Source organism: Pseudobacillus wudalianchiensis (assembly GCF_001685015.1).
Taxonomy (GTDB): Bacteria; Bacillota; Bacilli; order Bacillales; family Domibacillaceae; genus Pseudobacillus; species Pseudobacillus wudalianchiensis.
Genome location: NZ_MAYT01000001.1, coordinates 569,914 through 596,560 on the forward strand (window position 1 = coordinate 569,914; position 26,647 = coordinate 596,560).

General features: G+C 43.5%; 25 protein-coding genes. 20 read left to right on the forward strand and 5 right to left on the reverse strand.

What is annotated here, in order from left to right; genetic code table 11:
- Positions 1–50: 50 nt before the first annotated feature.
- Genes bcd through A8F95_RS02945 form a run of 6 tightly spaced genes read left to right on the forward strand, consistent with a single transcriptional unit; the run spans position 51 to position 6,369 of the window.
- The gene (gene bcd, locus A8F95_RS02920) at positions 51–1,151 is read left to right on the forward strand and encodes a branched-chain amino acid dehydrogenase (RefSeq protein ID WP_065409147.1); all 1,101 of its coding nucleotides are present in this window, start codon (positions 51–53) and stop codon (positions 1,149–1,151) included.
- 23 nt (positions 1,152–1,174) lie between these two features.
- Positions 1,175–1,594 (forward strand): hypothetical protein, encoded by a 420-nt coding sequence (locus A8F95_RS02925; RefSeq protein WP_065409148.1) that lies wholly within the window; start codon positions 1,175–1,177, stop codon positions 1,592–1,594.
- 37 nt (positions 1,595–1,631) lie between these two features.
- Entirely contained in the window at positions 1,632–3,056 is a 1,425-nt protein-coding gene (gene lpdA, locus A8F95_RS02930) for a dihydrolipoyl dehydrogenase (RefSeq protein ID WP_065409149.1), read from the forward strand.
- Positions 3,057–3,083: 27 nt separating this feature from the next.
- Positions 3,084–4,079, forward strand: a complete 996-nt coding sequence (locus A8F95_RS02935) for a thiamine pyrophosphate-dependent dehydrogenase E1 component subunit alpha (RefSeq protein ID WP_065409150.1) — start codon at positions 3,084–3,086, stop codon at positions 4,077–4,079.
- 15 nt (positions 4,080–4,094) lie between these two features.
- Positions 4,095–5,078 carry an alpha-ketoacid dehydrogenase subunit beta gene (locus tag A8F95_RS02940; protein WP_049663072.1) on the forward strand — a complete coding sequence of 328 codons (984 nt, stop codon included), beginning with the start codon at positions 4,095–4,097 and terminating at the stop codon, positions 5,076–5,078.
- Positions 5,079–5,127: 49 nt separating this feature from the next.
- A complete protein-coding gene (locus A8F95_RS02945; RefSeq protein ID WP_425414968.1) occupies positions 5,128–6,369 on the forward strand; it encodes a dihydrolipoamide acetyltransferase family protein in 1,242 nt (413 codons plus the stop codon).
- Positions 6,370–6,426: 57 nt separating this feature from the next.
- On the opposite strand, the gene A8F95_RS02950 is transcribed toward A8F95_RS02945, so the two are convergent.
- Positions 6,427–7,287 (reverse strand): DUF1002 domain-containing protein, encoded by an 861-nt coding sequence (locus A8F95_RS02950; RefSeq protein ID WP_065409152.1) that lies wholly within the window; start codon positions 7,285–7,287, stop codon positions 6,427–6,429.
- Positions 7,288–7,513: 226 nt separating this feature from the next.
- Here A8F95_RS02950 and A8F95_RS02955 point away from each other — a divergent pair, with 226 nt between their 5' ends.
- The 5 genes from A8F95_RS02955 (at position 7,514) to A8F95_RS02975 (ending at position 14,506) form a co-directional block, all read left to right on the forward strand.
- Positions 7,514–9,433, forward strand: coding sequence for a methylmalonyl-CoA mutase family protein (locus tag A8F95_RS02955; RefSeq protein ID WP_065409153.1), 1,920 nt, complete (start codon positions 7,514–7,516; stop codon positions 9,431–9,433).
- Positions 9,426–11,618 carry a methylmalonyl-CoA mutase gene (scpA, locus tag A8F95_RS02960; protein WP_065409154.1) on the forward strand — a complete coding sequence of 731 codons (2,193 nt, stop codon included), beginning with the start codon at positions 9,426–9,428 and terminating at the stop codon, positions 11,616–11,618. The genes A8F95_RS02955 and scpA overlap by 8 nt, the downstream gene beginning before the upstream one ends.
- Positions 11,618–12,724 (forward strand): methylmalonyl Co-A mutase-associated GTPase MeaB, encoded by a 1,107-nt coding sequence (gene meaB / locus A8F95_RS02965; protein WP_065409155.1) that lies wholly within the window; start codon positions 11,618–11,620, stop codon positions 12,722–12,724. Before scpA ends, meaB begins: the two co-directional genes overlap by 1 nt.
- Before the next feature lie 267 nt (positions 12,725–12,991).
- Positions 12,992–13,429 (forward strand): BrxA/BrxB family bacilliredoxin, encoded by a 438-nt coding sequence (locus A8F95_RS02970; protein WP_049663062.1) that lies wholly within the window; start codon positions 12,992–12,994, stop codon positions 13,427–13,429.
- A 78-nt stretch (positions 13,430–13,507) separates the two neighbouring features.
- On the forward strand, positions 13,508–14,506 hold the full coding sequence (locus tag A8F95_RS02975; protein WP_065409156.1) for an aromatic acid exporter family protein: 999 nt from the start codon (positions 13,508–13,510) through the stop codon (positions 14,504–14,506).
- 19 nt (positions 14,507–14,525) lie between these two features.
- On the opposite strand, the gene prli42 is transcribed toward A8F95_RS02975, so the two are convergent.
- Entirely contained in the window at positions 14,526–14,621 is a 96-nt protein-coding gene (prli42, locus tag A8F95_RS22270; RefSeq protein ID WP_156187042.1) for a stressosome-associated protein Prli42, read from the reverse strand.
- Positions 14,622–14,804: 183 nt separating this feature from the next.
- On the opposite strand from prli42, the gene mce reads away from it, so the two are divergent.
- From mce to A8F95_RS03010, 7 genes are all read left to right on the forward strand, one after another.
- Positions 14,805–15,230 (forward strand): methylmalonyl-CoA epimerase, encoded by a 426-nt coding sequence (gene mce, locus A8F95_RS02980; protein ID WP_049663058.1) that lies wholly within the window; start codon positions 14,805–14,807, stop codon positions 15,228–15,230.
- Positions 15,227–16,783, forward strand: coding sequence for an acyl-CoA carboxylase subunit beta (locus A8F95_RS02985; protein WP_065409157.1), 1,557 nt, complete (start codon positions 15,227–15,229; stop codon positions 16,781–16,783). Before mce ends, A8F95_RS02985 begins: the two co-directional genes overlap by 4 nt.
- 118 nt (positions 16,784–16,901) lie before the next feature.
- Positions 16,902–18,026, forward strand: coding sequence for a M20/M25/M40 family metallo-hydrolase (locus A8F95_RS02990; RefSeq protein WP_065409158.1), 1,125 nt, complete (start codon positions 16,902–16,904; stop codon positions 18,024–18,026).
- 103 nt (positions 18,027–18,129) lie between these two features.
- The gene (locus A8F95_RS02995; RefSeq protein WP_065409159.1) at positions 18,130–18,609 is read left to right on the forward strand and encodes a chemotaxis protein CheW; all 480 of its coding nucleotides are present in this window, start codon (positions 18,130–18,132) and stop codon (positions 18,607–18,609) included.
- A gap of 275 nt (positions 18,610–18,884) precedes the next feature.
- On the forward strand, positions 18,885–19,367 hold the full coding sequence (locus A8F95_RS03000) for a DUF2975 domain-containing protein (RefSeq protein ID WP_065409160.1): 483 nt from the start codon (positions 18,885–18,887) through the stop codon (positions 19,365–19,367).
- A 10-nt stretch (positions 19,368–19,377) separates the two neighbouring features.
- Positions 19,378–19,602 (forward strand): helix-turn-helix domain-containing protein, encoded by a 225-nt coding sequence (locus tag A8F95_RS03005; RefSeq protein WP_065409161.1) that lies wholly within the window; start codon positions 19,378–19,380, stop codon positions 19,600–19,602.
- Positions 19,603–19,667: 65 nt separating this feature from the next.
- The gene (locus tag A8F95_RS03010; RefSeq protein WP_065409162.1) at positions 19,668–20,459 is read left to right on the forward strand and encodes a DUF817 domain-containing protein; all 792 of its coding nucleotides are present in this window, start codon (positions 19,668–19,670) and stop codon (positions 20,457–20,459) included.
- A 254-nt stretch (positions 20,460–20,713) separates the two neighbouring features.
- Here the strand turns inward: A8F95_RS03010 and A8F95_RS03015 are convergent, their stop codons facing one another.
- On the reverse strand, positions 20,714–22,042 hold the full coding sequence (locus A8F95_RS03015) for an aminotransferase family protein (RefSeq protein WP_065409163.1): 1,329 nt from the start codon (positions 22,040–22,042) through the stop codon (positions 20,714–20,716).
- A complete protein-coding gene (locus A8F95_RS03020) occupies positions 22,029–23,432 on the reverse strand; it encodes an APC family permease (RefSeq protein WP_065409164.1) in 1,404 nt (467 codons plus the stop codon). Before A8F95_RS03020 ends, A8F95_RS03015 begins: the two co-directional genes overlap by 14 nt.
- Before the next feature lie 431 nt (positions 23,433–23,863).
- Between A8F95_RS03020 and A8F95_RS03025 the strand changes: the two genes are divergently transcribed.
- Positions 23,864–25,114 (forward strand): DNA polymerase IV, encoded by a 1,251-nt coding sequence (locus tag A8F95_RS03025; RefSeq protein WP_065409165.1) that lies wholly within the window; start codon positions 23,864–23,866, stop codon positions 25,112–25,114.
- Between the two features lie 22 nt (positions 25,115–25,136).
- Here the strand turns inward: A8F95_RS03025 and A8F95_RS03030 are convergent, their stop codons facing one another.
- Complete coding sequence (locus A8F95_RS03030; protein WP_065409166.1) at positions 25,137–25,571, reverse strand: DUF1694 domain-containing protein; 435 nt, start codon at positions 25,569–25,571, stop codon at positions 25,137–25,139.
- 110 nt (positions 25,572–25,681) lie between these two features.
- On the opposite strand from A8F95_RS03030, the gene rnz reads away from it, so the two are divergent.
- Positions 25,682–26,596 carry a ribonuclease Z gene (gene rnz, locus A8F95_RS03035; protein ID WP_065409167.1) on the forward strand — a complete coding sequence of 305 codons (915 nt, stop codon included), beginning with the start codon at positions 25,682–25,684 and terminating at the stop codon, positions 26,594–26,596.
- Positions 26,597–26,647 lie beyond the last annotated feature (51 nt).

A 26,647-nucleotide genomic window follows, 5' to 3' on the forward strand; every position in this document is an offset into this window, starting at 1 on the left:
TATAAAAATGAACAGAAGAGATTAACTACCTAGCATGAGGAGGAAATACAATGGAAATTTTTAAATACATGAAAAAATATGATTATGAACAGCTAGTATTTTGCCAAGATGAAGTGTCCGGATTAAAAGCGATCATCGCAATACATGATACAACACTTGGCCCAGCACTCGGCGGAACGAGAATGTGGACATATGCATCAGAGGAAGCAGCCATTGAAGATGCCCTACGTCTGGCGCGCGGCATGACCTATAAAAATGCGGCAGCTGGGTTGAATTTAGGCGGCGGCAAAACGGTCATTATTGGCGATCCGCGCAAAGATAAAAATGAAGAAATGTTTCGTGCATTCGGACGGTATATTCAAGGGCTTAACGGGCGGTATATTACAGCCGAAGATGTTGGCACAACAGTAGAAGATATGGACATCATCCATGAGGAAACCGATTATGTAACAGGAATTTCTCCGGCGTTCGGTTCTTCGGGTAATCCATCTCCTGTGACGGCTTACGGCTGCTTTGTCGGCATGAAGGCGGCTGCGAAAGAGGCGTTCGGCACAGACTCTCTCGAAGGGCTTACGATTTCTGTGCAGGGAGTAGGGAATGTGGCTTATCATTTATGCCGTCACTTGCACGAGGCAGGAGCAAAGTTAATTGTGACAGATATTAATAAAGAGGCAGTAAAGCGGGCTGTCGATGACTTTGGTGCCATAGCGGTGAATACAGATGAAATTTATGGAGTCGAAGCAGATATTTTTGCTCCTTGTGCTCTTGGGGCAGTGATCAACTCAGAGACCATTCCACAGCTAAAAGTAAAAGTGGTCGCTGGTTCCGCTAACAATCAATTAAAAGAAGAAAAAGACGGCGACGAACTTCATGAGCGCGGCATTATTTATGCTCCTGACTACGTCATTAACGCTGGCGGAGTAATCAACGTAGCAGATGAACTAAATGGTTATAATCGCGAACGTGCGATGAAAAAAGTAGAGCAGATTTACTATAACATTGAAAAAACGATTGATATTTCTAAGCGTGACGGTATACCGACTTATCGGGCAGCTGATCGCATGGCTGAAGAACGGATTCAGAAAATGAGCAAAGCGCGAAATCAATTTTTATTAGATGGCCATCACATTTTATCAAGACGCAAACATTAACAAAAAGCAGAGGAGGGGCGCTTTTGCGATCGAAAGCATTCCGCATGCTCGTTATGTATGTAGCTGGGGAAGAAGTGATAGCGGGCGTGTTTGATAATCAAATAGCCGTGCTTGAACAAACTTTCCCATACAAAAAACAGCCGCTGGCGGAAATGTGCCTCTATCTGCTTGCTTCTCTTGATAGAGAAGGCATCAATCTTTCAAAGCTAAAAGTGGTTTGTGTACCGGGGGCGCTGGAGGAAGCAACGGCTAGAAGTCAAAAAGATGTGGATGAGGGCATCAGGATGGCTCGTTATATTGCGGATTATTTAAATATCCCAGCGCATTCTGCCTTTTCAAGCGATCTCTTGCAAACAAAAAACAGGCAATCTGCTTATCATGGTGATCATGGCTTGCTTTTTCTAGCAGAAAAGGCTCTTCTCATGTTAACAGGAGAGGATTAATATACTAAGGTGAACAATAGAAAGAGGAGGAGAAGATTTGGCTGAAGAATATGATTTAGTGATTCTTGGCGGAGGAACGGGCGGATATGTCGCAGCGATCCGTGCATCACAGCTTGGTTTAAAAACAGCCCTTGTTGAAAAAAGCAAGCTTGGCGGGACATGCCTTCATAAAGGCTGTATACCTTCTAAAGCATTATTGAGAAGTGCGGAGGTATTTAAAACGGCTAAGAACAGTGAGGACTTTGGCGTCTCTGCGGGAAGTGTAACGTTAAACTTTGCGAAGGTACAAAAGCGGAAACAGGACATTATCGATACGCTTTATAGCGGTGTGCAAGGATTAATGAAAAAGAATAAAATTGATGTATACGAAGGACTTGGCCGTATTTTAGGCCCATCTATTTTTTCTCCAATGCCGGGTACGGTGTCCGTGGAAATGAACGATGGAACGGATAATCCTATGCTCCTTCCTAAAAATGTGATTGTCGCAACCGGCTCTCATCCGCGGCCTTTACAAGATCTTCCTTTTGATGGGGATATGGTTTTATCATCTGATGACGCCTTAGCGCTAGAAAGCCTTCCTGAATCCATTATTATCGTCGGCGGCGGCGTGATTGGAATTGAATGGGCTTCGATGCTCACTGACTTTGGAGTGAAAGTCACCGTTTTGGAATATGCGAATAGAATATTGCCGACAGAAGATATCGAGATCTCGAAAGAAATGGAACGTCTTCTCAAAAAGCGTGGAGCCAACATTGTTACTGGAGCGAAGGTGCTTGCGGAGACAGTGGAAAAAAGAGACCACTCGATTAGTATTCAGGCTGAAACAAATAACGGCCAGACGGTGTACAAAGCTGAAAAACTACTCGTTTCAATCGGCCGGCAGGCAAATGTAAATGGAATCGGCTTAGAAAATACAGATATTGAAGTAGAAAAAGGAAACATAGTAGTGAACGAGTTTTACCAAACGAAAGAATCTCATATCTATGCGATTGGCGATGTCATTGGCGGCTTGCAGCTTGCTCATGTTGCTTCCCATGAAGGGATCACAGCGGTCAATCATCTAGCTGGGGGAGAAGCAGATCCGATTGATTATACGATGGTGCCTAAATGTATTTATTCCAGCCCGGAAGCTGCAAGTGTAGGGTTAACGGAGCAAGAAGCAACAGAGCAAGGGTATGAAGTGAAGACTGGTAAGTTTTCGTTTCGTGCCATTGGCAAAGCACTTGTTTACGGAGAGAGCGATGGTTTTGTTAAAATAGTAGCGGACAAACAAACGGATGACTTGCTTGGTGTTCATATGATCGGGCCTCATGTTACAGATATGATTTCAGAAGCGGGGCTTGCCCGTGTGCTCGATGCAGCGGCCTGGGAAGTAAGTCATACGATTCATCCGCATCCAACACTTAGTGAAGCGATCGGGGAAGCGGCTCTTGCTGCAGACGGCAAGGCCATTCATTCGTAAGGAGAGAAAGAAGGGAGAGGAACAGGTATGGCTGAAAATCGCCACTCTGCGATAGGATTAAGTGACAATATGGTATTGGAAATGTATAAAACAATGCTGCTCGCCCGCAGGATTGATGAACGGATGTGGCTGTTGAACCGTTCAGGGAAAATTCCTTTCGTGATTTCCTGCCAGGGACAGGAAGCCGCACAAGTAGGAGCAGCGTTTGCTCTTGATAAACAAAAGGATTATGTGCTGCCTTATTATCGAGATATGGGTGTTGTGTTAACATTTGGAATGACAACAACGGACATTATGCTTTCAGGCTTTGCGAAAGCGGAGGATCCGAGCTCGGGCGGCCGGCAAATGCCTGGCCATTTCGGTCAAAAGAAAAATCGAATTGTAACAGGATCTTCTCCTGTTACGACACAGGTGCCACACGCCGTCGGAATTGCATTAGGCGGAAAAATGAGGAAGGAAGATATCGTTACGTTCGTTACATTTGGAGAAGGTTCTTCTAACCAAGGTGATTTCCATGAGGGAGCGAATTTTGCGGGTGTCCATAAGCTTCCTGTTATTTTTATGTGCGAAAATAACAAATATGCGATTTCCGTGCCAGTAGAAAAGCAGTTATCATGCGAAAATGTTGCGGATCGGGCACAAGGATATGGCATGCCGGGTTTCACCATTAACGGGAATGATCCAATAGAAGTCTATAAATATGTAAAAGAGGCTGCAGACCGGGCTAGACGCGGAGAAGGGCCTACGTTAATTGAGACAGTATCCTACCGCTTAACTGCTCACTCATCGGATGATGATGATCGTACGTATCGTTCACCAGATGAAGTAGAAAAAGCAAAGTCAAACGATCCAATTATTACGTTTAGTCAGTACTTGAAAGAAACTGGTGTACTAAATGATGAACTTGAGAAAGAAATAAATGACCGCATTATGAAAGAAGTCAATGAAGCGACCGATTATGCCGAAAATGCGCCATATGCAAAACCGGAAGATGCCTTGACTTACGTGTATGCAGAAGAGTAATAGGGGGGAAAGAGGATGCCGATAATTTCTTATATAGATGCTGTGACAATGGCAATGCGTGAAGAAATGGAACGGGATCCGAGAGTATTTGTTCTCGGGGAAGATGTAGGAAAAAAGGGCGGTGTCTTTAAAGCAACGGCAGGCTTATATGATCGATTTGGCGAAGAGCGTGTAATGGATACTCCACTGGCAGAATCGGCTATTGCCGGAGTTGGCATTGGGGCAGCGATGTATGGCATGCGGCCGATTGCTGAAATGCAGTTTGCTGACTTCATTATGCCGGCAGTGAACCAAATTATTTCAGAGGCAGCGCGTATTCGTTACCGCTCGAACAATGATTGGAGCTGTCCAATTGTAATCCGGGCCCCATATGGCGGCGGAGTACACGGAGCTCTCTATCATTCTCAGTCAGTGGAAGCGGTGTTTGCTAATCAGCCTGGCTTAAAGATCGTCATGCCTTCCACACCTTATGATGTAAAAGGTTTGTTAAAAGCAGCCATTCGTGATGAGGATCCAGTTTTATTTTTTGAACATAAGCGTGCCTACCGTTTAATTAAAGGGGAGGTACCGACTGAAGATTACGTACTTCCAATCGGCAAAGCTGATACTAAGCGCAAAGGGGAAGACTTGACAGTCATTACATATGGGCTGTGTGTCCACTTTGCCATGCAGGCAGCAGAGAGGTTAGCGAAGGATGGAATTGAAACAGAGATACTCGACCTGCGCACCGTTTATCCACTTGATAAAGAAGCTATCTGTGAAGCGGCAAAGAAAACAGGAAAAGTTTTACTTGTAACAGAAGATAATAAAGAAGGCAGCATCATGAGTGAGGTAGCGGCGATTATTGCTGAAAACTGCTTGTTTGATCTGGATGCGCCTATTAAGCGGCTGGCAGGGCCAGATGTACCGGCCATGCCTTATGCACCAACAATGGAAAAGTTTTTCATGATCAATCCTGATAAAGTCGAAAAAGCAATGCGGGAATTGGCCGAGTTTTAAAATAGGTAGATAGAGAGGAGGCTTTTTTGTGACAATAGAAAAAGTAACGATGCCTCAGCTTGGAGAAAGTGTCACCGAAGGCACCATTAGTAAATGGCTTGTCCAGGCGGGGGATCATGTCAATAAATATGATCCGATTGCTGAAGTGATGACAGATAAAGTAAATGCGGAAGTGCCTTCTTCTTTTACGGGTACGATAAAAGAACTGATCGCTGCGGAAGGAGATACACTCGAAGTCGGAGCGGTTATCTGTTTAATGGACGTGGAAGGGGCTGGCGAGAAGAAGTCAGCAATTTCGCAGGAGAGTACGGAAGCTGTTCAAACGGAGACAAAACAAGTGGCAGAAGAGAAAACGGAAAACAAAGCCCGGTATTCACCATCCGTTTTAAAGCTCTCGCAGGAGCATAATATTGACTTAACACAAGTGGCTGGTTCTGGAAAAGGAGGCCGGATTACTCGTAAAGATTTGCTAAAAATAATAGAATCCGGCGACATCCCAGCACCACAGCAAACAATGACACAGCCCGAACCTGTGTCACAAGAAAAGCCGGCCGTGCGAGCACAGTCAAAATCATCTGTTTCCTCGATGCCGGGTGATATTAGCATTCCAGTGAGCGGTGTGAGAAAAGCCATTGCCGCAAACATGGTACGCTCTAAGCAGGAAGTGCCGCATGCTTGGACGATGATGGAGGTAGATGTGACGAATCTTGTCGCTCGTCGTGATGCTTTAAAAGAGGAATTCAAGAAAAAAGAAGGGTTTAATTTAACATATTTCGCTTTCTTTGTGAAAGCTGTGGCTCAAGCTCTAAAGGAATTTCCAGAAGTGAATTCTATGTGGGCGGGAGACGAAATTATCCAAAAGAAAGAAATTAACCTGTCCATTGCTGTTGCGACAGACGATGCCTTGTTTGTTCCTGTTATTAAGCAGGCGGATGAGAAGACGATTAAAGGCATTGCCCGTGAGATTCACGAGCTGGCTGGCAAGGTTCGCTCCGGCATGCTCAAAGCGGAGGATATGCAAGGCGGCACTTTCACAGTAAACAACACAGGTTCATTTGGCTCTGTTCAGTCAATGGGTATTATCAATTATCCTCAGGCTGCCATTTTGCAAGTGGAGTCGATCGTCAAACGTCCTGTTGTTATGCAAGGTGGTATGATTGCGGTGCGTGACATGGTAAACCTCTGCCTGTCACTGGATCACCGGGTACTTGACGGTCTCATTTGCGGCCGTTTCTTACAGCGTGTGAAAGAAATTTTAGAGAATATTTCCGAGAATACATCTGTTTATTAAGAAACTAAAAAAGCTGCCGGGACACCCCGGCAGCTTTTTCGCTATTCTTTTATTGTTTTATTTGAACAGGCCGGCAATCCAGTCAACAATTCTTTGTAAGAAGTCAATAATAGATTGTAGGATGCCTTGACCCTCATCCGAGTTTTTAAAATCGTTCCATTTTTCTTTTGCTTTATCAAGCTGGTTATTCACTTGATCCCAATTAATATCAAGGTTTTTCATTTTATCAAACAAAGCAGCAAGCCGATCAGTTTGATCTTGTGTTAACTGGATATTCAGCTCGTTTGATACGTTATTGACAATCACTTTAATCTCTTGAAGAGTTTGTGGATTTTCTTTTGCTACCTCTTCTTTAATGCGTTGAATTAATTCGGTCGCTTGTTTTTCGCCGATTTGGTCCCCGAGCTTAGCTGTTGTGACCATTTCTTCGTTAGCTACTTGTTTTTGTTCTTCTGGAATTTTTTCTCCTGTAGATGTTTCATAGGCTTTAATCAATCCGGTGAGTGCTGCTGTGCCCGATACTTCAAATGGAGCCGTAATATAGATATCTGCATCTTTTACGCCAGCTGTCGATAAAGCGTTCGTATACATTTCTTTGGAAACCCAAGAAATATTATGTGTCTGTACATTAATACCGTATCCTTTTTCTTTCATCGTAATTTTACTAGATGAAATGGCTTTTGAACCAATTTGCGCTTTCGGTATATATTCACCTAAGTATTTATGTTCTTCAGCATTGGATACGGTGACAGTCGTAACATCGCTTGGAACGTCCATTTCTTCTAGAACTTGCTCTTTTTGAGCGGGTGATAAATTTTCGCCGAGAGTGACAATCACGTCGCCGACTACACTGTCAGCATGCGCAATCGTAGTAAAGCTTAACAACAATACTCCCAACCATGCGAAGATTTTTCTCATTTTTTTCTCCCCTAATTCAGTTTCCTTCTAATGAAGAAGGTAAAGATAGCATAGCATGTTATAAAAAAATTTTCACGGATTGACCACGAGAAAAAGGGAGGAGCTGGTTTCTTTTTGGCTGCTTCTCATTGATTGCCGTAATGGGTTCAGATAAAATAATAATAAAGAAAGAGTTAGAATCTTTAAAGAACGATCATTTAAAGCGAGGCGAAGGAGAGGAGATTGCATGGATATTCAAGAAATAAAAGCTCAGCGTTTTCCAAAAGTGACGCTGGAGGAGTGGGAAAAGACAGCAACAGCTTCCTTAAAGGGAAAACCGCTCGCCGCCCTTCAGACAGCCACCTATGAAAAGATTGTGTTAAAGCCTTTATATGGACCGAATGACGCATCATCTGACACCGAGCAGTATCCCGGCTATCCTCTATATACGAGAGGGTTTCACAAAGGTGGCTACATGGAAGTGCCTTGGAAGAATGCCCATGCTGTGAAGGCAGATAATAGTGCCGCTTTAACAGAAAAGCTTGCGGCGGCCCTCAAAGCAGGACAGGATGCGATCTCATTTGCATTAGAAGATCTGCCAGCAATGACGTTCAGTGAGTTTTCCGCATTGCCTTTAGAGGAACACCCGCTGTACATAAATACAAAAGACCACTTTCTTGCGATCGCTTCTTTTTTATTAAAATCAAAAACTAGCAAGCTGTACGGTGCTATCGGAACGGATATTGTTTCGCTTTATGCGGAAAAAGGACTCGTTGCTGGTGAGCAAACGCTCGCTCTGTACGCACAAGCAGCAACCGAATTAAAGAAAGCGTTTCCTAGACTGAAATCGATCCGTATTGACACGGCTCCTTATCATGAAGCTGGAGCAAATGCTTTTCAGGAAATTTCACTGGCGCTCGCTGAAGCCGTCTTTTATATTGAGTGGCTGAAAGAAAAAGGCTGGTCTCCGGCAGAAGTGGTGAAGGGCATGGCGATTCACTTTGCCATTGGTTCACAATTCTTCATGGAAACAGCCAAGCTGAGAGCCTTTCGCCAGTGCTGGACGACGCTTTGTGAAGCATACGGCATAACAGGGGATGATGTAAAAGTATTGATTGGAGCGGAGACTTCTTCTTTCAATTTGTCAAAGCTCGATCGTCATGTGAATATTTTGCGCACAGGAAGTGAAGCGTTTTCAGCCTTGCTTGGAGGTGTGGAGTATTTACAAGTAAAGTCGTTTGATGAGGTAAGCGGAATGCCTTCTGCACTAGGAGAGCGGATCGCTAAAAATATTCCGCTTATTCTAAAAGACGAGTCCCATCTTGGAGAAGTGATTGATCCAGCGGGCGGCTCCTACTATATAGAGACCTTAACGGCTCAGCTTAGCCAATCAGCGTGGGAGCATTTTCTAGCTATCGAACAGGCAGGCGGGATCATTGCCGCCCTGAAAGCGGGGACGCTGCAAGCAGAACTAGCCGAAATGCTAGAAAAGAAAAACGATGAATTGGCTATACAGAAAAAGTCAATGATTGGCACGAATATTTACGCCGATCTTCATGAAGATATATTGAAAGAAAAGCCAAAGCTATCTGTGCTTCGAGCAGAGCAGTCTGTTGCTTCGTTTAATGAGCTGGCTGATCAAGTAACTGAAAAGACAACGATTGCCGAACTCCATGCAAAAGATAGCGGCAGCGAAGTGATTCCTGTCAAGGGACAAAGGCTGGCTGAACCGTTTGAAAGATTGCGAGAAAGAGCAAAAGGCATAGAAGCGAAGGCGGGGCTCATTTGTTTAGGAAAATTAAAAGAGTTTAAACCACGGGCGGATTTCGTAACGGGCGTATTAGCGACGGGTGGTATCATGGCTCATTTAAGTGGAGAGTGCCAGACGCTTGAGGAGGCCGTGCGCTTCATCAAAGAAAGTAAGCTATCTTATTATTGCATCTGTGGAAAGGATGAAGCATACGACCAATTTGGTCCGCAGCTTGTAGCGGCCATGAAGCAGACAAATTCTAGCCTGAGAATAGACCTGGCAGGAAGGCTGTCCGACGAAATTAAAGCAGAATGGCAGCAGGCTGGCCTTGATGGGCAGCTGTATAAAGGACAAAACCTAATCGAAAAAGCAACAGAGCTGCTTGATCATTTGGAAGGAGTGGCGGCATATGAGTAAACCGGATTTTCAGCAATTCAATCCAAAAGGCAAAAACGATTCTCGTTCTTTTCAAGAGTGGAAGACGGCTCTGGAGCAAGAAGTGAAAAAGTCCTTTGAAGAGCTCGCGTTTGAAACGAATGAACAAATCCGTCTGCAGCCTCTTTATACGAAAGAGACGACCAAGGAGATGGAGCATTTACAGGACCTTCCTGGTGTCGCCCCTTACACACGGGGACCTTACCCGACGATGTATGTGAACCGTCCATGGACCATTCGGCAATACGCTGGCTTTTCGACTGCAGAAGAAAGCAATGCCTTTTATCGCCGTAATCTGGCGATGGGGCAAAAAGGGCTGTCTGTTGCTTTTGATTTACCTACTCATCGGGGATATGATTCCGACCATCCGCGTGTTGTCGGCGATGTCGGAAAGGCTGGTGTCGCCATTGATTCCGTGGAAGATATGAAAATTTTATTTGATGGGATTCCGCTGGACCAAATGTCCGTGTCTATGACCATGAATGGAGCGGTACTGCCGGTTATGGCTTTTTACATCATAGCGGCAGAAGAACAGGGCGTTCCACGTGAAAAGCTGTCCGGGACGATTCAGAATGATATTTTAAAAGAATACATGGTGAGAAACACTTATATTTATCCACCGGAAGTTTCGATGCGGATTATTGCCGATATTTTTAAATATACCTCTGAGAACATGCCGAAATTTAATAGCATTAGCATTTCCGGCTATCATATGCAAGAGGCAGGCGCCCCGGCCGATATTGAGCTGGCTTATACACTTGCCGACGGGTTGGATTATGTTCGGACAGGACTAGAGGCGGGTATTGACATCGATTCTTTTGCTCCGCGGCTGTCGTTTTTCTGGGCAATTGGCATGAATTATTTTATGGAAGTAGCAAAAATGCGGGCTGCCCGTCGGATGTGGGCTCAGTTGATGCAGCCGTTTGAGCCAAAAAACGCTAAATCGCTGGCTCTGCGCACTCATTCCCAAACGTCAGGCTGGAGTCTGACAGAGCAGGACCCATTTAATAATGTAACCCGCACATTGATTGAAGCTCATGCAGCTGCCATGGGGCACACACAGTCACTTCATACGAATGCATTGGATGAAGCGATAGCCTTGCCGACAGATTTTTCTGCTCGAATTGCTCGTAACACGCAGCTATACCTGCAGGAGGAAACGGGTATCACGAATGTGATTGATCCATGGGCCGGCTCGTATTATGTGGAGGCGCTCACGCATGAACTGATGGAAAGAGCGTGGAAACACATAGAAGAAGTAGAAGAGCTTGGCGGCATGACAAAAGCGATCGACACGGGCTTGCCAAAAATGAGAATTGAAGAAGCGGCGGCTAGGCGCCAGGCGCAAATCGATTCTGTTGAAGAAACGATTATTGGGGTCAACCGCTACAGGCTGGCGGAGGAAGAACCGATTGATATTCTCGATATTGACAATACCGCCGTGCGTCTTAAGCAAATTGAACGCTTAGAACGTGTAAAAGCAGGACGCAATGAAGAAAAAGTAAAAGAAGCTTTAACAGCTCTAACTAAGGCAACCGAAACTGGAGAGGGGAATTTGCTTGAACTTGCAGTGGATGCAGCAAGGGAGCGTGCGACACTTGGAGAAATTTCCGATGCGATCGAACAGGTAAGCGGAAGACATCAAGCAGTTATCCGGTCAGTGAGCGGTGTGTACAGCTCTCATTTTTCGGATGAAGAGCAAATTGCTGAAGTTAAACGGATGACCGATGAATTCAGTGAGCAGGAAGGACGGCGTCCGCGTCTGCTGATTGCAAAAATGGGACAGGATGGCCATGACCGAGGAGCGAAAGTGGTGGCTACAGCCTACGCTGATCTAGGTTTTGATGTAGATATTGGCCCGTTATTCCAGACCCCGGAAGAAACGGCTTTACAGGCGGTGGAGAATGATGTCCATGCAATCGGTGTCAGCTCGCTCGCTGCAGGACACAAAACCTTGCTTCCGGCTTTAATGAATGAACTGAAGAAACTAGAGCGAGAGGATATTATGGTCTTTATAGGCGGGGTTATTCCAGCTCAAGATTACGAATTCCTCCGTGCCAACGGAGCAGCCGGTATTTTCGGGCCAGGTACGGTCATTCCAGTCTCCGCTCAAAAAATTTTAGAGGAGATCTATCGCAGGCTCGGTTATGAGGAAGTGGCAGAATAATGGTGAAAGAAGAGCATTCCCATCATGAATCGGCTCTCCATGTAAGAAAAGGCATCGCTTCTTCTCATGATGGCTTTGCTTCTCCTCAGAAGAGGCGATTTCGAAAAAAAGAAGAGCAGCTGCCGGATGCAGGAGAGCTGGCCGCAAAAATTCTTGCCGGCGAACGCAAAGACTTGGCTAAAGCTATTACTTTTATTGAAAGCAATGCAAAAAGCCATTATAACTATGGCCAGGAGCTGTTACAGCAGCTGCTTCCCCATACAGGGAAGTCAATTCGTATTGGCATTACGGGCGTTCCGGGAGCTGGAAAAAGTACTTTTATTGAAGCGTTCGGCCATATGCTCTGTGAAAGCGGACTAAAAACAGCGGTGCTGGCTATTGATCCTAGTTCTTCGATTTCCGGCGGCAGTATTCTCGGTGATAAAACGAGAATGGAGTCATTGGCTAGGCATCCGAACGCCTTTATCCGTCCTTCTCCTTCCGGCGGCACGCTTGGCGGCGTGCACCGGAAAACGAGAGAAACGATGCTTCTCTGTGAAGCGGCCGGCTTTGAAGTGATTTTGATCGAAACAGTTGGTGTTGGCCAAAGTGAATTCATGGTCCGCGGCATGGTCGATTTCTTTTTGCTTATCGTCCTGACAGGTGCAGGCGATGAGCTGCAAGGAATGAAAAAAGGAATTATGGAGCTGGCCGATGCAATTGTGGTAAATAAAGCGGACGGTCCTAATAAGCAATTGGCTGAAAAAACGAGAAGGGAATTTAATCAGATCCTTCATATGCTCCAGCCAGCGACAAAAGGCTGGGCATCGCAAGCTTTCACATGCTCTTCTATTCAACGAAACGGCATTCTAGAACTATGGGAAGTCATTCAAGAATTTGAAGAGAAAACAAAAGCAGCCGGCACATTTGAAGAACGGCGGCGGCTGCAAACGAAAGAGTGGCTGCATACGCTTATCGTGGAACAGCTGAAGGCCAATTTTTATCAGCATCCTTATGTCACTCATCACTTGACGGAAATGGAGCAAAAAGCGATGACAGGTGAAATAACGCCGGCTCAGGCACTGGCCAATTTATTTTCCAATGTTTATAAGCAGAATGAGCAATAAAATAAAGACCCTGCTAAAAGCAGATGACATTTTTTCAATGATTGATCGCAGTGAAAATGTAACAGAGACAAAAAAGCGGCTGATACTCATAAGAGTATCAGCCTTCCATTAGGGAGTTTAGGGGGTACGGATCTAGTTGCCTTATTTATCTTCCCCGATTGGCTGTTTTTAAAACATAATTTATAAAAAATTTACTAGATTATTTGAAAACCGTGCGTCGTTGTCTTATCATAAGGGTACACGAATGTGGATAAAGGAGTGGTAACAATGAATATAGACTTTAATTTTTTAATGAATGATGTCGTTCGCCAGGCACGTGAGGAAATCACAGCTGCTGGATATACACAGCTTCAAACACCAGAGGAAGTCGAAGAAACATTTGCTAAAAAGGGCACAACATTAGTAATGATCAATTCAGTGTGTGGCTGTGCTGGCGGCATCGCTCGTCCGGCTGCGGCTCATTCTATTCATCATGACAAGCGCCCAGATCATCTTGTAACGGTTTTTGCCGGCCAGGATAAAGAAGCGACAGCAAAAGCGCGCAGTTACTTTGTCGGTTATCCACCGTCCTCCCCATCTTTTGCTCTTTTGAAAGACGGCGAGCTGTGCACGATGGTAGAACGCCATGAAATTGAAGGACATGATCCAATGTCTGTTGTACAAAAGCTTCAAGATGCTTTTGACAAGTATTGCGAAGAAGTGTAAATATAGATTGAAACCTTGTCATCGTGATGGCAAGGTTTTCTTTCACTACAAACTGATTTTTCAGCACAGGAGACGATTATGTTTAAAATAGGGTATCGGACGGCGAAAACAGCTGTCGGCACGACTGCAGCTATCATGATTTCCCAATGGGTAGGATTGGAAAACTTCGTATCAGCAGGCATTATTACGATCTTATGTATTCAGAACACGAGGAGGAAATCGCTGCAAGCTGCCCGAAGCCGATTTTTTGCGTGCGCCATAGCGATGGTCTTTTCTTTCGCTTTTTTCGAAGGGATTGGCTATTATGCTCCTGTCGTGGGACTCTTGCTTTTGTTTTTCATTCCTACTCTTGTGGCTACCAAGCTGAAAGAAGGAGTGGTGACAAGCAGTGTCATTATCCTTCATATTTTTTCTGCCGGTGAAGTGACGGGGCAGCTGATTCTAAATGAATTTTATATTATTTCAATTGGAATTGGCGTTGCCTTGCTTATGAACCTTTACATGCCTAGTGTAGAGAAGAAGTTATATGGCTTTCAGGAAGAGATTGAACGGAATTTTACAGCCATCTTCCATGAAATCGCTTTGTATTTACGTAATCAAGATCACATGTGGGATGGAAAAGAAATAGTTAAGACAGAGAAAATGATCAAAGAAGGAAAAATGCTTGCTTTTCAAAATGTAGAAAACCATTTGTTAAAGGATGATAAAATCTTTTACAGTTACTTTGTGATGAGAGAAAAGCAGTTTGACATCATCGAGCGGATTTTAGGAATTGTCACTTCTATTTCTCATCAAGTTAAGGCTGCCATCGTGTTAGCTGATTTTATGGATGCTTTAAGCGAGCGTGTGCATCCGGGCAATACAGCACTGCTTCATCTAGCCAAACTATATGATTTAAAAGCCGAAATTGATCAGATGGATCTGCCGGATACCCGCGAAGAATTCGAAGCAAGAGCGGCACTGTTTCAGTTCATTAAAGAAATGGAAGAGTACTTGCTCATAAAAAGCTCTTTTAAAGGGTTGAAAAAAGAGAAAGCTGCCGGAAGAACAAGAAAGCCGGCCCCCCAGATGGAGTAAGCCGGCTTCTTTTTTGCTGCTATAAAAACATAGATAAGCCAAAAAACAGAGTGGAAACGAGCATCGTCAGCAGCATAATATAAATGACCGTTTTTTGTACTACTTTATTTCTCATAAAAGCTTATACGCTCCTTTTATTATTCCGGACAGGATTCTTTATGTAATTCTATCATAGCGGTTTTCTCGTAAAATCTCAAGTTGAATGGACGGGACAAAAGCAGTAAAAAAGAAGGGATTTTTTTAGTTGTTATCGAAGACTACACATGTTTCAGTTCTTTTCGAAAGGGAGGTCTTGATAATGAACCGTATAGATCATATCGGTATTGCGGTTAGCTCATTGGAAGAAACACTGCGTTTTTATACGGAGCAGCTTGGACTTGCTTTAATGAAAATAGAAGAGGTGGCTTCGGAACAAGTGAAAGTCGCTTTTATTGATGCTGGAAATGTAAAGTTTGAATTACTTGAGCCGATGAGCAGTGAAAGTGCCATAGCTAAGTTTATTGAAAAGCGGGGCCAAGGTATTCATCATGTAGCATTTAAAGTAGAAAATATTGAACAGCGTATCCAGGAAATAAAAGAAAACGGCATTCGCATGATTAACGACATACCGAAGCCGGGGGCGGGAGGGGCAGAGGTCGCCTTTATGCATCCTAAATCAGCCCACGGAGTGCTATTCGAACTTTGTGACAAGAGCAAGACGGAAGGAGAAAAGAAATCATTATGACAACCCCAGATATTTTTACGAGCATTAATGAATTATACGACAGACGGCGGGAGGTAGAGCTTGGCGGCGGCGACGAACGAATTGAAAAACAGCATGAAAAAGGCAAACTGACCGCTCGCGAGCGTATTGACTTGCTTCTCGATCCCGATACGTTTGTTGAAATCAATCCGTTTATTGAGCATCGTAGCACACATTTTGGGTTAGAAGATGTAAAAGGACCGGGTGATGGAGTCGTAACAGGCTACGGAAAAGTGAATGGACGTCCTGTTTATTTGTTCTCTCAGGACTTTACGGTTTTCGGCGGCGCCCTTGGGGAAATGCATGCTAAAAAAATAGCCAATGTGATGGATCTCGCAGCTAAAAACGGAGCTCCTTTCATTGGGCTGAATGATTCGGGTGGTGCACGCATTCAAGAAGGTGTCGTTTCACTAGATGGCTATGGTCATATTTTTTATCGTAATGCGATTTATTCAGGGGTGATTCCGCAAATCTCTGTCATTATGGGACCTTGTGCCGGCGGTGCTGTTTATTCACCAGCGATTACCGATTTTGTTTTTATGGTTGACCAGACGAGCCAAATGTTTATCACGGGGCCAAAAGTAATCGAAACCGTTACGGGAGAAAAAATCTCCTCTGAGGACCTTGGAGGTTCGAAAGTACATAATACCATTAGCGGCAATGCTCATTTTCGCGGCAGCTCTGAAGAAGAGGTACTGGCAATGGTTCGAGCTTTGCTCACTTATTTGCCACAAAATAATGAAGAAAAAACACCGGCAGCTAACCATTCTGAGGAAGACGACTACCGGGAAGATATGACCGATATCGTTCCTTTTGATGGGCTTCGTCCTTACGACGTTCGAAAAGTCATTGAACAGGTAGTAGATGAGCAGTCCTTTATGGAAGTTCAAAAAGAGTTTGCTAAGAATATCGTCGTTGGTTTTGCGCGCATCAAAGGAGAAACAGTGGGTCTCGTCTGCAATCAGCCGAAATTTATGGCTGGGGGGCTCGACATCGATTCATCGGATAAGGCAGCACGGTTTATTCGCTTTTGCGATTCCTTTAATATTCCTCTCATTACGTTTGAAGATGTATCCGGCTTTTTCCCGGGCATCAAACAGGAACATGGGGGGATTATCCGTCATGGCGCTAAAATTTTATACGCTTATTCAGAAGCAACTGTACCAAAGATTACGGTTATTTTGCGTAAGGCATATGGCGGAGCTTATGTAGCTCTTAATAGTAAATCAATTGGAGCCGATCTCGTTTTCTCCTGGCCGAACGCTGAAATTGCGGTAATGGGCCCACAAGGAGCGGCTAACATCATTTTTGCAAAAGAAATTGCCAATAGTGAGAACCCGGAAGAAACAAGAGCGAAGAAAATTGAGGAGTACCGTGAAAAATTTGCTAATCCTTATGTAGCGGCAGCTCACGGTATGGTCGATGATGTCATTGATCCGCGCGAGACAAGAATCAAGCTGATTCAAGCGCTTGAAATGATGAGAACGAAAAAAGAAGAACGTCCAAAGAAAAAGCACGGAAATATCCCGCTTTAATTTCTATCCCCATCTAGCCGCTTTATGAGCGAGATGGGGTCTTTGCTATGTGAAAGATTTGGAATTGCTCAGTGGAAAGAGTATACTGAAAATGGAAAGAATCAGGGAGGTACATAAAATGATTAATAAAGAACGATTACTAAATGAATTTCTTGAACTTGTGCAAATTGATTCAGAAACAAAAAATGAAGCCGCTATTGCAAAAGTATTGAAGAGTAAATTTGAAGAATTGGGTGTGCACGTATACGAAGATGATTCCGCAGCCAAAACGGGTCACGGAGCCGGCAATTTAATTTGTACACTAGAAGCGACAAAAGAGGGGGTAGACCCGATTTATTTTACCTCTCATATGGATACGGTTGTACCAGGAGCGGGTGTCAAGCCGAGCATTGAAAACGGGTACGTGATTACAGACGGAACAACGATTCTAGGAGCAGATGATAAAGCGGGTCTTGCGGCTATGTTTGAATTGGTGAGAGTGCTAAAGGAACAAAATTTTAGACACGGCCTTATTCAATTTATTATCACAGCGGGCGAAGAATCTGGACTTGTGGGAGCAAAAGCGTTAGATCCGTCTCTCGTGAAAGCGAAATTTGGCTATGCATTAGACAGTGATGGTACAGTAGGGAATATTATTGTCGCAGCTCCAACACAGGCAAAAATCAAAGCCGAGATTTTTGGGAAAACAGCTCATGCCGGGGTTGCACCTGAAAAAGGAGTATCCGCTATTACGATCGCAGCAAAAGCGATTGCAAAAATGCCGCTCGGCCGGATTGACGAAGAAACGACAGCCAATATTGGCCGTTTCGAGGGAGGACAGGCAACGAACATCGTTTGTGATTATGTCTCCATCTTAGCAGAAGCGCGTTCACTCGTCCCAGAAAAGATGGAAGCACAAGTACAGAAAATGAAAGAAGCATTTGAACAAACAGCTGCCGAAATGAATGGACGGGCAGAAGTGAACGTGGAAGTGATGTATCCAGGGTTCAAGTTCGGCGAGGGAGACCATGTAGTAGAAGTGGCAAAGAGAGCCGCTGAGCGCATTGGCCGTCCAAGCAAACTGTTAACGAGCGGCGGCGGAAGCGATGCAAACGTAATCGCTGGCTTCGGTATTCCGACAGTAAACTTAGCCGTTGGATATGAAGAAATCCATACAAAAAATGAAAGAATGCCTATTGAGGAGCTTGTGAAGCTCGCTGAAATAGCAACCGCGATTGTGGCCATTACAGCCGAAGAAAAATAAGGACAGTCTCAATGATCGAATGAAGCAAGCCTGAAATAAGTCTTTTTGCCTGTTTCCTCCTCCTTATGATACAGTAAAAGAAAAAGACAAAAGGGGAGTTTTTATGCAGCCAGTCAATAAAGCTGTCATTTTTGAAAGCGGCCGAGAAGAATATGCAGTTTCAGTGCAATCCGTTATCTCAATTGAAAAAGTAGAGTTCATTAACCCTATTCCTCATATGCCTTTTTATATGAGAGGAGTGACCAAGGCGAGAGGGGATCTTATACCGGTTATTGATTTTGAAGCAGTTCTTTATAATCGAACCCTTGCTGAATCAGAGGAGGCGCGGCTGCTCGTCGTGCAAACACAGGCACTGCCGATTGGATTCTTAGTCAAAGAAGCGAAGGAAATTATCGATATCTCGCCCGAATCGTTAAAACAGCTAGGAATTGCGGCTTATGATAAAACGAAATATTTTACGGGGATTGCTTCTTTTTCAGAACGTCTCATCACGATCATCGACCCGGATATACTCGTCTCTTCACTTGAAGGGATAAAGGATATCCAAGAGTATATGAAGAATACGAAAGCCTCTTCTGTATAGACAATATAAAAGGTACAGCGGTAAGTTAAACGTATATAAATGGCGAAGATAGTAAGGATCACCGATCCCTGCTATCTTTTTGTATGGACGGAACGAATTCATTGAAGACGTTATAAAGCATTTCTTTGTAATGAGGAATGCTTTTTCTTTTTGCTAAAAATAATAAGAATATTTGTTTAGCAATAAAATTATAATATAAATAGATAAAAATTTATTGTAAAACGATAAATGATATGGTAAATTCAAATTGAAAATATAGATGTGAGGTGTTTTGTATGGAACGAGGGACAACACTCTTTTTAAAGATAGCTGTTATAATTATTGGCATTCCAGTTCTTGCTTTGTGTATATTTTTAGTGCCTGAAATAGCGAATTTTGCAGAAGAATTGTATCCAGATAGGGCCTATTTGAAATATCTCGTTTTAATTGGCTTGGATGCAGCGGCGATTCCTTTTTACTTCGCTTTGTATCAGGCTTTTAAATTGTTACACTATATTGACCGGAACGAAGCGTTCTCCGAATTATCTGTAGGAGCTTTAAAAAATATAAAATATTGTGCCATTACAATCAGTATCTTATATGTGTTCAATATGCCGCTTTTATATCTCATAGCGGAGAAGGATGACGCCCCGGGTATCATATTAATCGGGCTGATCATCATCTTTGCTTCCATCGTGATTGCTGTCTTCGCTGCTGTTCTGCAAAGGCTTTTAAAAGCTGCTATTGATATAAAATCAGAAAACGATTTAACGGTCTGAGGTGAATAACGTGGCAATTATCATCAATATTGATGTCATGCTGGCTAAAAGAAAAATGAGCGTAACGGAACTTTCGGAGAGGGTAGGGATCACAATGGCTAACCTTTCGATATTAAAAAATGGCAAGGCAAAAGCGATTCGATTTTCAACTTTAGAAGCGATTTGCAAAGCTTTAGAATGTCAGCCAGGAGACATTTTAGAATACCGAAGTGATGAGGACACTCAAGACGGGTGACGAGGAATGGTACTAGTTTGTCTACAGTACTTACATATATTCCAAAAAAACTGGAGGAACAAAGCATGAGAGCACTGACACAACTCGTTCGCTTTGGTTGGGAGCAGGCCTTATCCTGTTTATTTCCTGTCGTTCTTTTTGCCTCTTTAGCTTTTACACAGATCGTGCCGCTTCCTTTCCTGGCACGGTACGACTGGATGCTCATCATCTGTTTGCTGATGCAGTGGTGGATGGTGCGTTCTGGACTTGAAACCCGGGATGAACTAAAGGTTATTACATTATTTCATCTTATCGGGCTTGCGCTTGAACTTTTCAAGGTACATATGGGCTCCTGGTCTTATCCGGAGGAAGGGTATTTCAAAGTTTTTGGAGTGCCTTTGTATAGTGGATTCATGTATGCCAGTGTAGCGAGTTATCTTTGCCAGGCGTGGAGGAGGCTTAAGATTGAACTAATGAAATGGCCGCCGCTTGTAGTCGTTGTGCCGCTTGCAGCAGCGATTTATTTGAATTTTTTCATTCATCATTTTTGGATGGACGTTCGTTGGTGGTTATCTGCCCTTGTCATCATCGTCTTTTGGAAATCCTGGGTCATATATGAGGTTGGCGGAACTCGTTACCGTATGCCGCTTGCGCTTTCTTTTGTGCTCATCGGATTTTTTATATGGATCGCTGAAAATATCGCTACGTTTTTTGGAGCTTGGCAATATCCAAACCAAACTGATGCATGGAGTCTCGTTCATCTCGGAAAGGTAAGTTCTTGGCTCTTGTTAGTAATTGTTAGCTTTCTGATAGTAGCGACGTTAAAACAGGTGAAGGAAAAAAGCCCTGCTAGGGTGAATATTAGGCAAGTGGTCTAACAGTTTAGAATTCTCTTTTAAGTTGAAATTCTCCTGGCGTACAAAACTCCGCCATGCTGCCTCTTCATATAAACAGGCAGGCTCAAGAAAACATAAACGACTAAAGGGTACAGTTAAAAAGAAAAGATGATTTTAAAGAAGCCTGGATCGCTGATTACTTGGTAAACTGCGATCCAGGCTTTATATTTCATGAGTATCAAAGGAAATCGACGTTTGTTAACAGAGTGAAAACAGAACCTGTCACTCTTGGTGTCTTATAAAGCAGCTTGTTGAACTTCTAAAATAGCAGCCTTTAAAATGCTGACAAGTTCGTTTACTTCTTCTTCATTGATGACGAGTGGCGGGGCAAATACGATTGTATCAGAGTCGCCAAACGTAACGGTACGCAGGATGAGTCCGCGTTTTCGTGCTTCTGTAATAATTTGCGGAGCAAGCTTTTCGGAGAAGCGTTCATTCGTTTGCTGGTTTTTCACGATTTCTAAAGCGCCGATTAGACCAAGGAAACGAACTTCTCCGACGATGTTTGTTTCTGATTGGAACGCTCTTAATTTCTCATGAAGGAGGGCTCCCATTTCTTTTGAGTTTTGAACAAGATTCTCTCTCTCTAGAATTTCAATATTTTTTAATCCAACTGCGCATGCGGTCGGATGGCCGCTATACGTAAATCCGTGTAAGAGAGTTCCTTCAGACAGATTAATAAAGTCTTGGTGAACATGGTCACGCACGACAACCGCACCAAGTGGAATGTACCCGCTAGAAATTCCTTTTGCGAGCAGCATGACATCAGGAACGATGCCCCAATGCTCGCAGGCAAACATTTTACCTGTCCGGCCAAACCCCGTAATGACCTCATCCGCAATTAAAAGGATGTTGTATTCATCACAAATTTTACGGATTTCCTGAAAATAACCGTCCGGCGGGATATTGACTCCGCCAGCTCCTTGAACAGGCTCGGCGATGAAGGCAGCAATCGTATCGGCACCTTCTGCTTCAATCGTCTTTCTTAATGCTTCCGGTGAAAAAGATTCAGTATGAACAAACCCTGTTGCGAGAGAGGTCGTCATATGGTGGAAATCCTTAATGCCCGTAGCACTCGTAGAGCCGACTGCTACTCCATGGTAAGCGCGTTCCCGGGAAATAATTTTTGTTTTGTTTGGCTGTCCTTTTATTTTCCAATAATGGCGAACAAGTTTATAAGAGGTGTCATTTGATTCTGAGCCGCCAGATGTAAAGAAAACAGCGTTTAAATCGCCTGGTGCCATGTCGGCTACTTTTGTGGCAAGACGGATAGCGGGCTCGTTGCTGAATGTAGCAAAGCTTGAAGCAAATGCAAGGGTTTCTAATTGTTCTTTCGCTGCTTCGGCTAATTCTGTCCGTCCATAACCGACATTAACATTCCAAAGGGATGCCATTCCTTCAATATATTTTTTCCCTTCAATATCTGTTAAGTAGACACCTTTTCCTTCTTTAAAAATAATAGCTGGTCCATTTTCCTGCTGTTCTTTAATAGAAGAAGTTGGATGGATAAAGTGTTTCTTGTCAAGCTCTACTAATTCGTTAGTTAAGGTTTCATTTATTGACATGTTTATTCACCTCATTATTTGATATTGCTGGTGTTGTTGGAGAGGACTTTTTAAACAAGAAGTAGAAACCAACAGCCCACCAGGCAAGTGTAATAACCCATTCATAAGGCCAGATTAGTGCAGATGGCATACCTGGCATATACAAAATGATAAAGCCAATGGTCAAGATTAGAGAAGACCAGCCGATCAAGCTACTGTTGCCAGCTTTGAAAGGTCTTTCTAACTCGGGCTTGTTTTTACGCAGCCACAAAAAGGAAACAGAAACCATAAAGTAAGCGAGTACAATAGCAAGTCCTCCAGCATCAACAAACCAGACGAGTGCCGGCCGGCCGAGCAGTGGGCTCAGAGTAGAAAGAAGACCAATAACTAAAATGGCATTAGCAGGTGTTTTGTATGTTGGATGGATTTTACCGAACCACGCTGGCAGGGCTCCATCTTGTGCCATAGCATACATAATCCGGCTCGCGCCAATGATAAAAGCATTCCAGCTCGTTAAAATACCAGCAATTCCGCCAAGAATCAAAATTTTAGCAAATAACGGTGAACCAAAAGCCGCTCCCATCGCATCAGCTGTCGCAAGAGTGGAAAGCTTTAATTCATTTGGTCCAAGACTTAGGGAAACACCGTAAATAATAAGTACATACCATAGAACAGCGAAACTAACAGATAAAATAATGATTTTGCCAATCGCTTTCATTGGAATGTTCATTTCTTCGGCTACTTGCGGGATAACGTCAAATCCAACGAATAAGAAAGGGGTCATGATCATCACACCCATCACGCCTGCCATTCCTCCGACAAACAATGGATCCATATTTTGAATTTCACCGCCGCCAAATGTAGAACCAAACACGAGCATTAATCCGATAGCCGTTAACAACAAAGTTAAAACAATTTGCAAAAAGGCCGCCTGCTTAACACCGATCCAGTTAATGATGGTTACGATGATCGATCCGACCATTCCGATCGCTGCCCAGGAAAAGTAAACATCCCAGCCGCCAAGGGTCCATAGATAACCAGCTTGATAATTAGGAAAAATATACTCTACGACTGTAGGCAGAGCAACTGCTTCAAATGCCACCACTGAAATATAGCCAAGCAAGAGGGCCCAGGCCACAATGAAGGCTGCTTTCATTCCGAGTGTTTCTTTGAGAAAGTGATAGGCGCCCCCAGTCTTTGGGAAAACGGTTGTCATTTCCGCGTAGGTTAGACCTACACAAATAACGAGAACACCGCCGAGAAGAAAGGCGATAATGGAGCCGATTGATCCTGCTTTTAGTATCCAATCGCCTGACAAGACGACCCAGCCCCAGCCGATCATAGCGCCAAAAGCGAGTACAAGAACATCGACCCTAGACAATACTTTGTTGAAATCTTGCTGCTTTTCCATTATGTATAACCTCCTGTAAATCCTTAAGCCTTTCCACAATGTAGCAAAAACACTGTTTATTATGAATTTTTAGTTTTTTATGTATAATAAAAGCCAGCAGTAATCAACCGATCTAAAGACAACAGGTTGGTACAGACTGGCTCTTTGACTGCTGGAACAATTCTGGAAGGAAAAGTGAGCAGACTAAACAGTTCTATATTAAAATTGAATAAAAATGTTAAATTGTTAAATTTCTGTGAAAAGGCTTATTTAATGTCAGTTTATCTTATTCTAAAAAATTTGTAAATGAATTTTCAAAATTATTTAATGAATAATAATATTTCTATCAAGAGGCTCAGTTCTATCTTCAATAGAATACATGTTGTTTTTCCTTTTTCGTTGTATAATAAAAAGATAGTTATTATTCGAAAATAACAGCGGGAGTGGATAAATTGGAAAATTTTTATCCAAAGAATGGACGTGTCATCCTGCATGTTGATATGAACAGCTTTTATGCATCCGTAGAAGTTGCCCATGATCCCTCGTTGCGGGGAAGGCCTCTTGCGATCGCTGGAAATCCCCAAGAACGGAAAGGCATTATTGTCACTTGCAGCTATGAAGCAAGAGAGTTTGGGATAAAAACGACGATGACAGTTTGGGAAGCAAAGAGACTATGTCCGGAATTAATTATTTTGCCCCCAAATTTTGAACGGTACCGGCAGGCGTCACAGGAAATGTTTCGTATTTTGACCCAATATACTCCGCTTATCGAACCCGTATCTATTGACGAAGGATACTTAGATATAACGAATAGTCATTCGCTCGGGAAGCCTTTAGACATTGCTCGGGCGATTCAGGAACAAATTTTAGCACACTTGTCACTGCCGTGCAGCATCGGAGTAGCACCTAATAAGTTTCTAGCTAAAATGGCATCAGACATGAAAAAACCTCTCGGGATTACCGTATTAAGAAAGAGAGAGGTCCCCGCTGTTTTATGGCCTCTACCCGTGATAAACATGCACGGTGTCGGGCAAAAAACAGCAGATAAGCTCGCAGCTCTTGGCATTTTAACGATTGGCGATTTAGCTAAGGGAAATGATCATTTGCTTAAAAGTCGCTTGGGTATTAGAGGAATGCGTTTGAAAGAGCGAGCGAATGGCGTTGATCATCGTAAAGTTGATCCTGAGGCAGCGAATGATTTTAAAAGTGTAGGACAGTCTATTACACTGCCAAAAGATGAAACAAAGCAGCAGGAGCTTTTGGCCGTGCTTCAGAAGCTGTCTGAGAGAGTCGCTGCCCGGTTGCAAAAAAAAGAGGTTCTTGGTACGTCCATTAGTATTATGATTCGTTACAAAGATTGGAAGACGATTACACGCAGCAAAAGGTTAGCAGAACCAACGCAAAATACTAGTGCTATCTTAGAAGAGGCTAAATATTTATTTCTAAAGCATTGGAACGGAAATGGAGTCCGTCTTCTCGGTATTACGCTGTCTGACCTAGTGGAGAAAGGGCAGGCAGATGTACAGCTTGATTTATTTTCCTATGAGCAGACGGCTAAAAAAGCCTCATTAATGGAAACGATGAAAAGGATCAATGAAAAATATGGGGATGGAATCATTCATCAGGCAAACGAAAAGAGACCGGTTGGCAAAGAAGCCGTACCCGGCCATACAGAAGAAGATGATGACGTAAAGAATGAATAAAAGTTACAAGAATGATTGTAGTTCAGGAATGTTCACCTTCCACAGCAAAGAATGGATCGATTTGCCGTTTCAAAGTGATAGAGGGACTGTTTTTTCCGATTTTTTTCTCATCTTTCAGCCAAATGCTGTCTTTATCAACGGCATAAGCATGGGCGATCACGAGGCCAATATTTGTCTCAAATTCGTCGCTTTCTACAATTAGATAGGGGATTTGATATTGAATAGCCAATTGAATATAAGGGGTTAAGTATGTGTAATCAAGATCGCTATTTAAGCGCATTTCTCCTTCGCGAATAATGGAGATCCATTTCTCTACTTCGTCTCTTCCTTGTTTTTTGTAGATTTGTTTGGCTGTGAGTGCGCCTTCAATCCGCTCTCTTTCTGTCCCCAAGTATTCTCTTGCTCCATCAGACAGGGTAGCAGCGGATGTTTTGAAAGCTGACATAAATCTTTTCAAAAGCCCAACCTCCCTCTGTATAGACAGCATTTTATTTTGTATACCCTTAATGGCTGCAGATTAACGCACTTTTTGTCTTATTGTTAAATTTTTTTAAGGAAGTGGACAGAATGGATATTTTATTTCTAGGAACCGGAGCAGGTGTGCCGGGAAAAGTAAGAAATGTAAGTTCACTAGCGCTCAGGATGTTGAACGAAAGAGGGGCAGTCTGGCTATTTGATTGCGGGGAAGCGACACAGCATCAAATTTTACATACGTCTCTTAAACCGAGACGGATTGAAAAAATATTTATTACTCATTTGCACGGTGACCATATTTTTGGTCTGCCGGGTTTGCTCGGAAGCCGCTCTTTCCAAGGCGGCGAGCTGCCGCTTACAGTGTATGGGCCAAAAGGAATTAAAGAGTTTATTCAAGTCTCTATCAGTATAAGCGGAACAAGGCTGCAGTATGAGTTGGAAATAATAGAAATAGATGAAGGACATGTGTTTGAAGATGACCATCTAACCGTAACAGCCCGTCGGCTTGAACACGGCATTGAGTCGTACGGATATCGACTTCAAGAAAAGGACAAGCCGGGAGTCCTGCTTGTGGAAGAGTTGAAAAAAGACGGAATACCTCCGGGGCCTCTCTATAAAGAAATTAAATTAGGAAATACGGTTACATTAGAGGATGGCCGGCTTATTGATCCGAAAAAGTATACCGGCTTGCCGCAAAAAGGTAAAACTATCGCGATTTTAGGGGATTCGCGGCCTTGTGAGGCGGCTGTTGAACTTGCGAGGGAAGCCGATCTGCTCATTCATGAAGCAACATTTTCAGCGGAAACTCCGCAAATGGCCCACGACTATTTTCATTCTACAACGGCTCAGGCAGCAGAAATTGCTTCAAAAGCCGGTGTAAAAACACTCATTTTAAATCACATTAGTTCCAGGTATACAAAAGATGAAATGGAACAGCTAAAGAGAGAAGCGGAAGCCGTCTTTACCCCGGTCCTTCTTGCTTATGATTTTATGGAGTTTTCGATTTGATGAAAAGCGAAAAAGTCCGCTTTCCTTCCAGGAAAGCAGACTCTAGAGTAT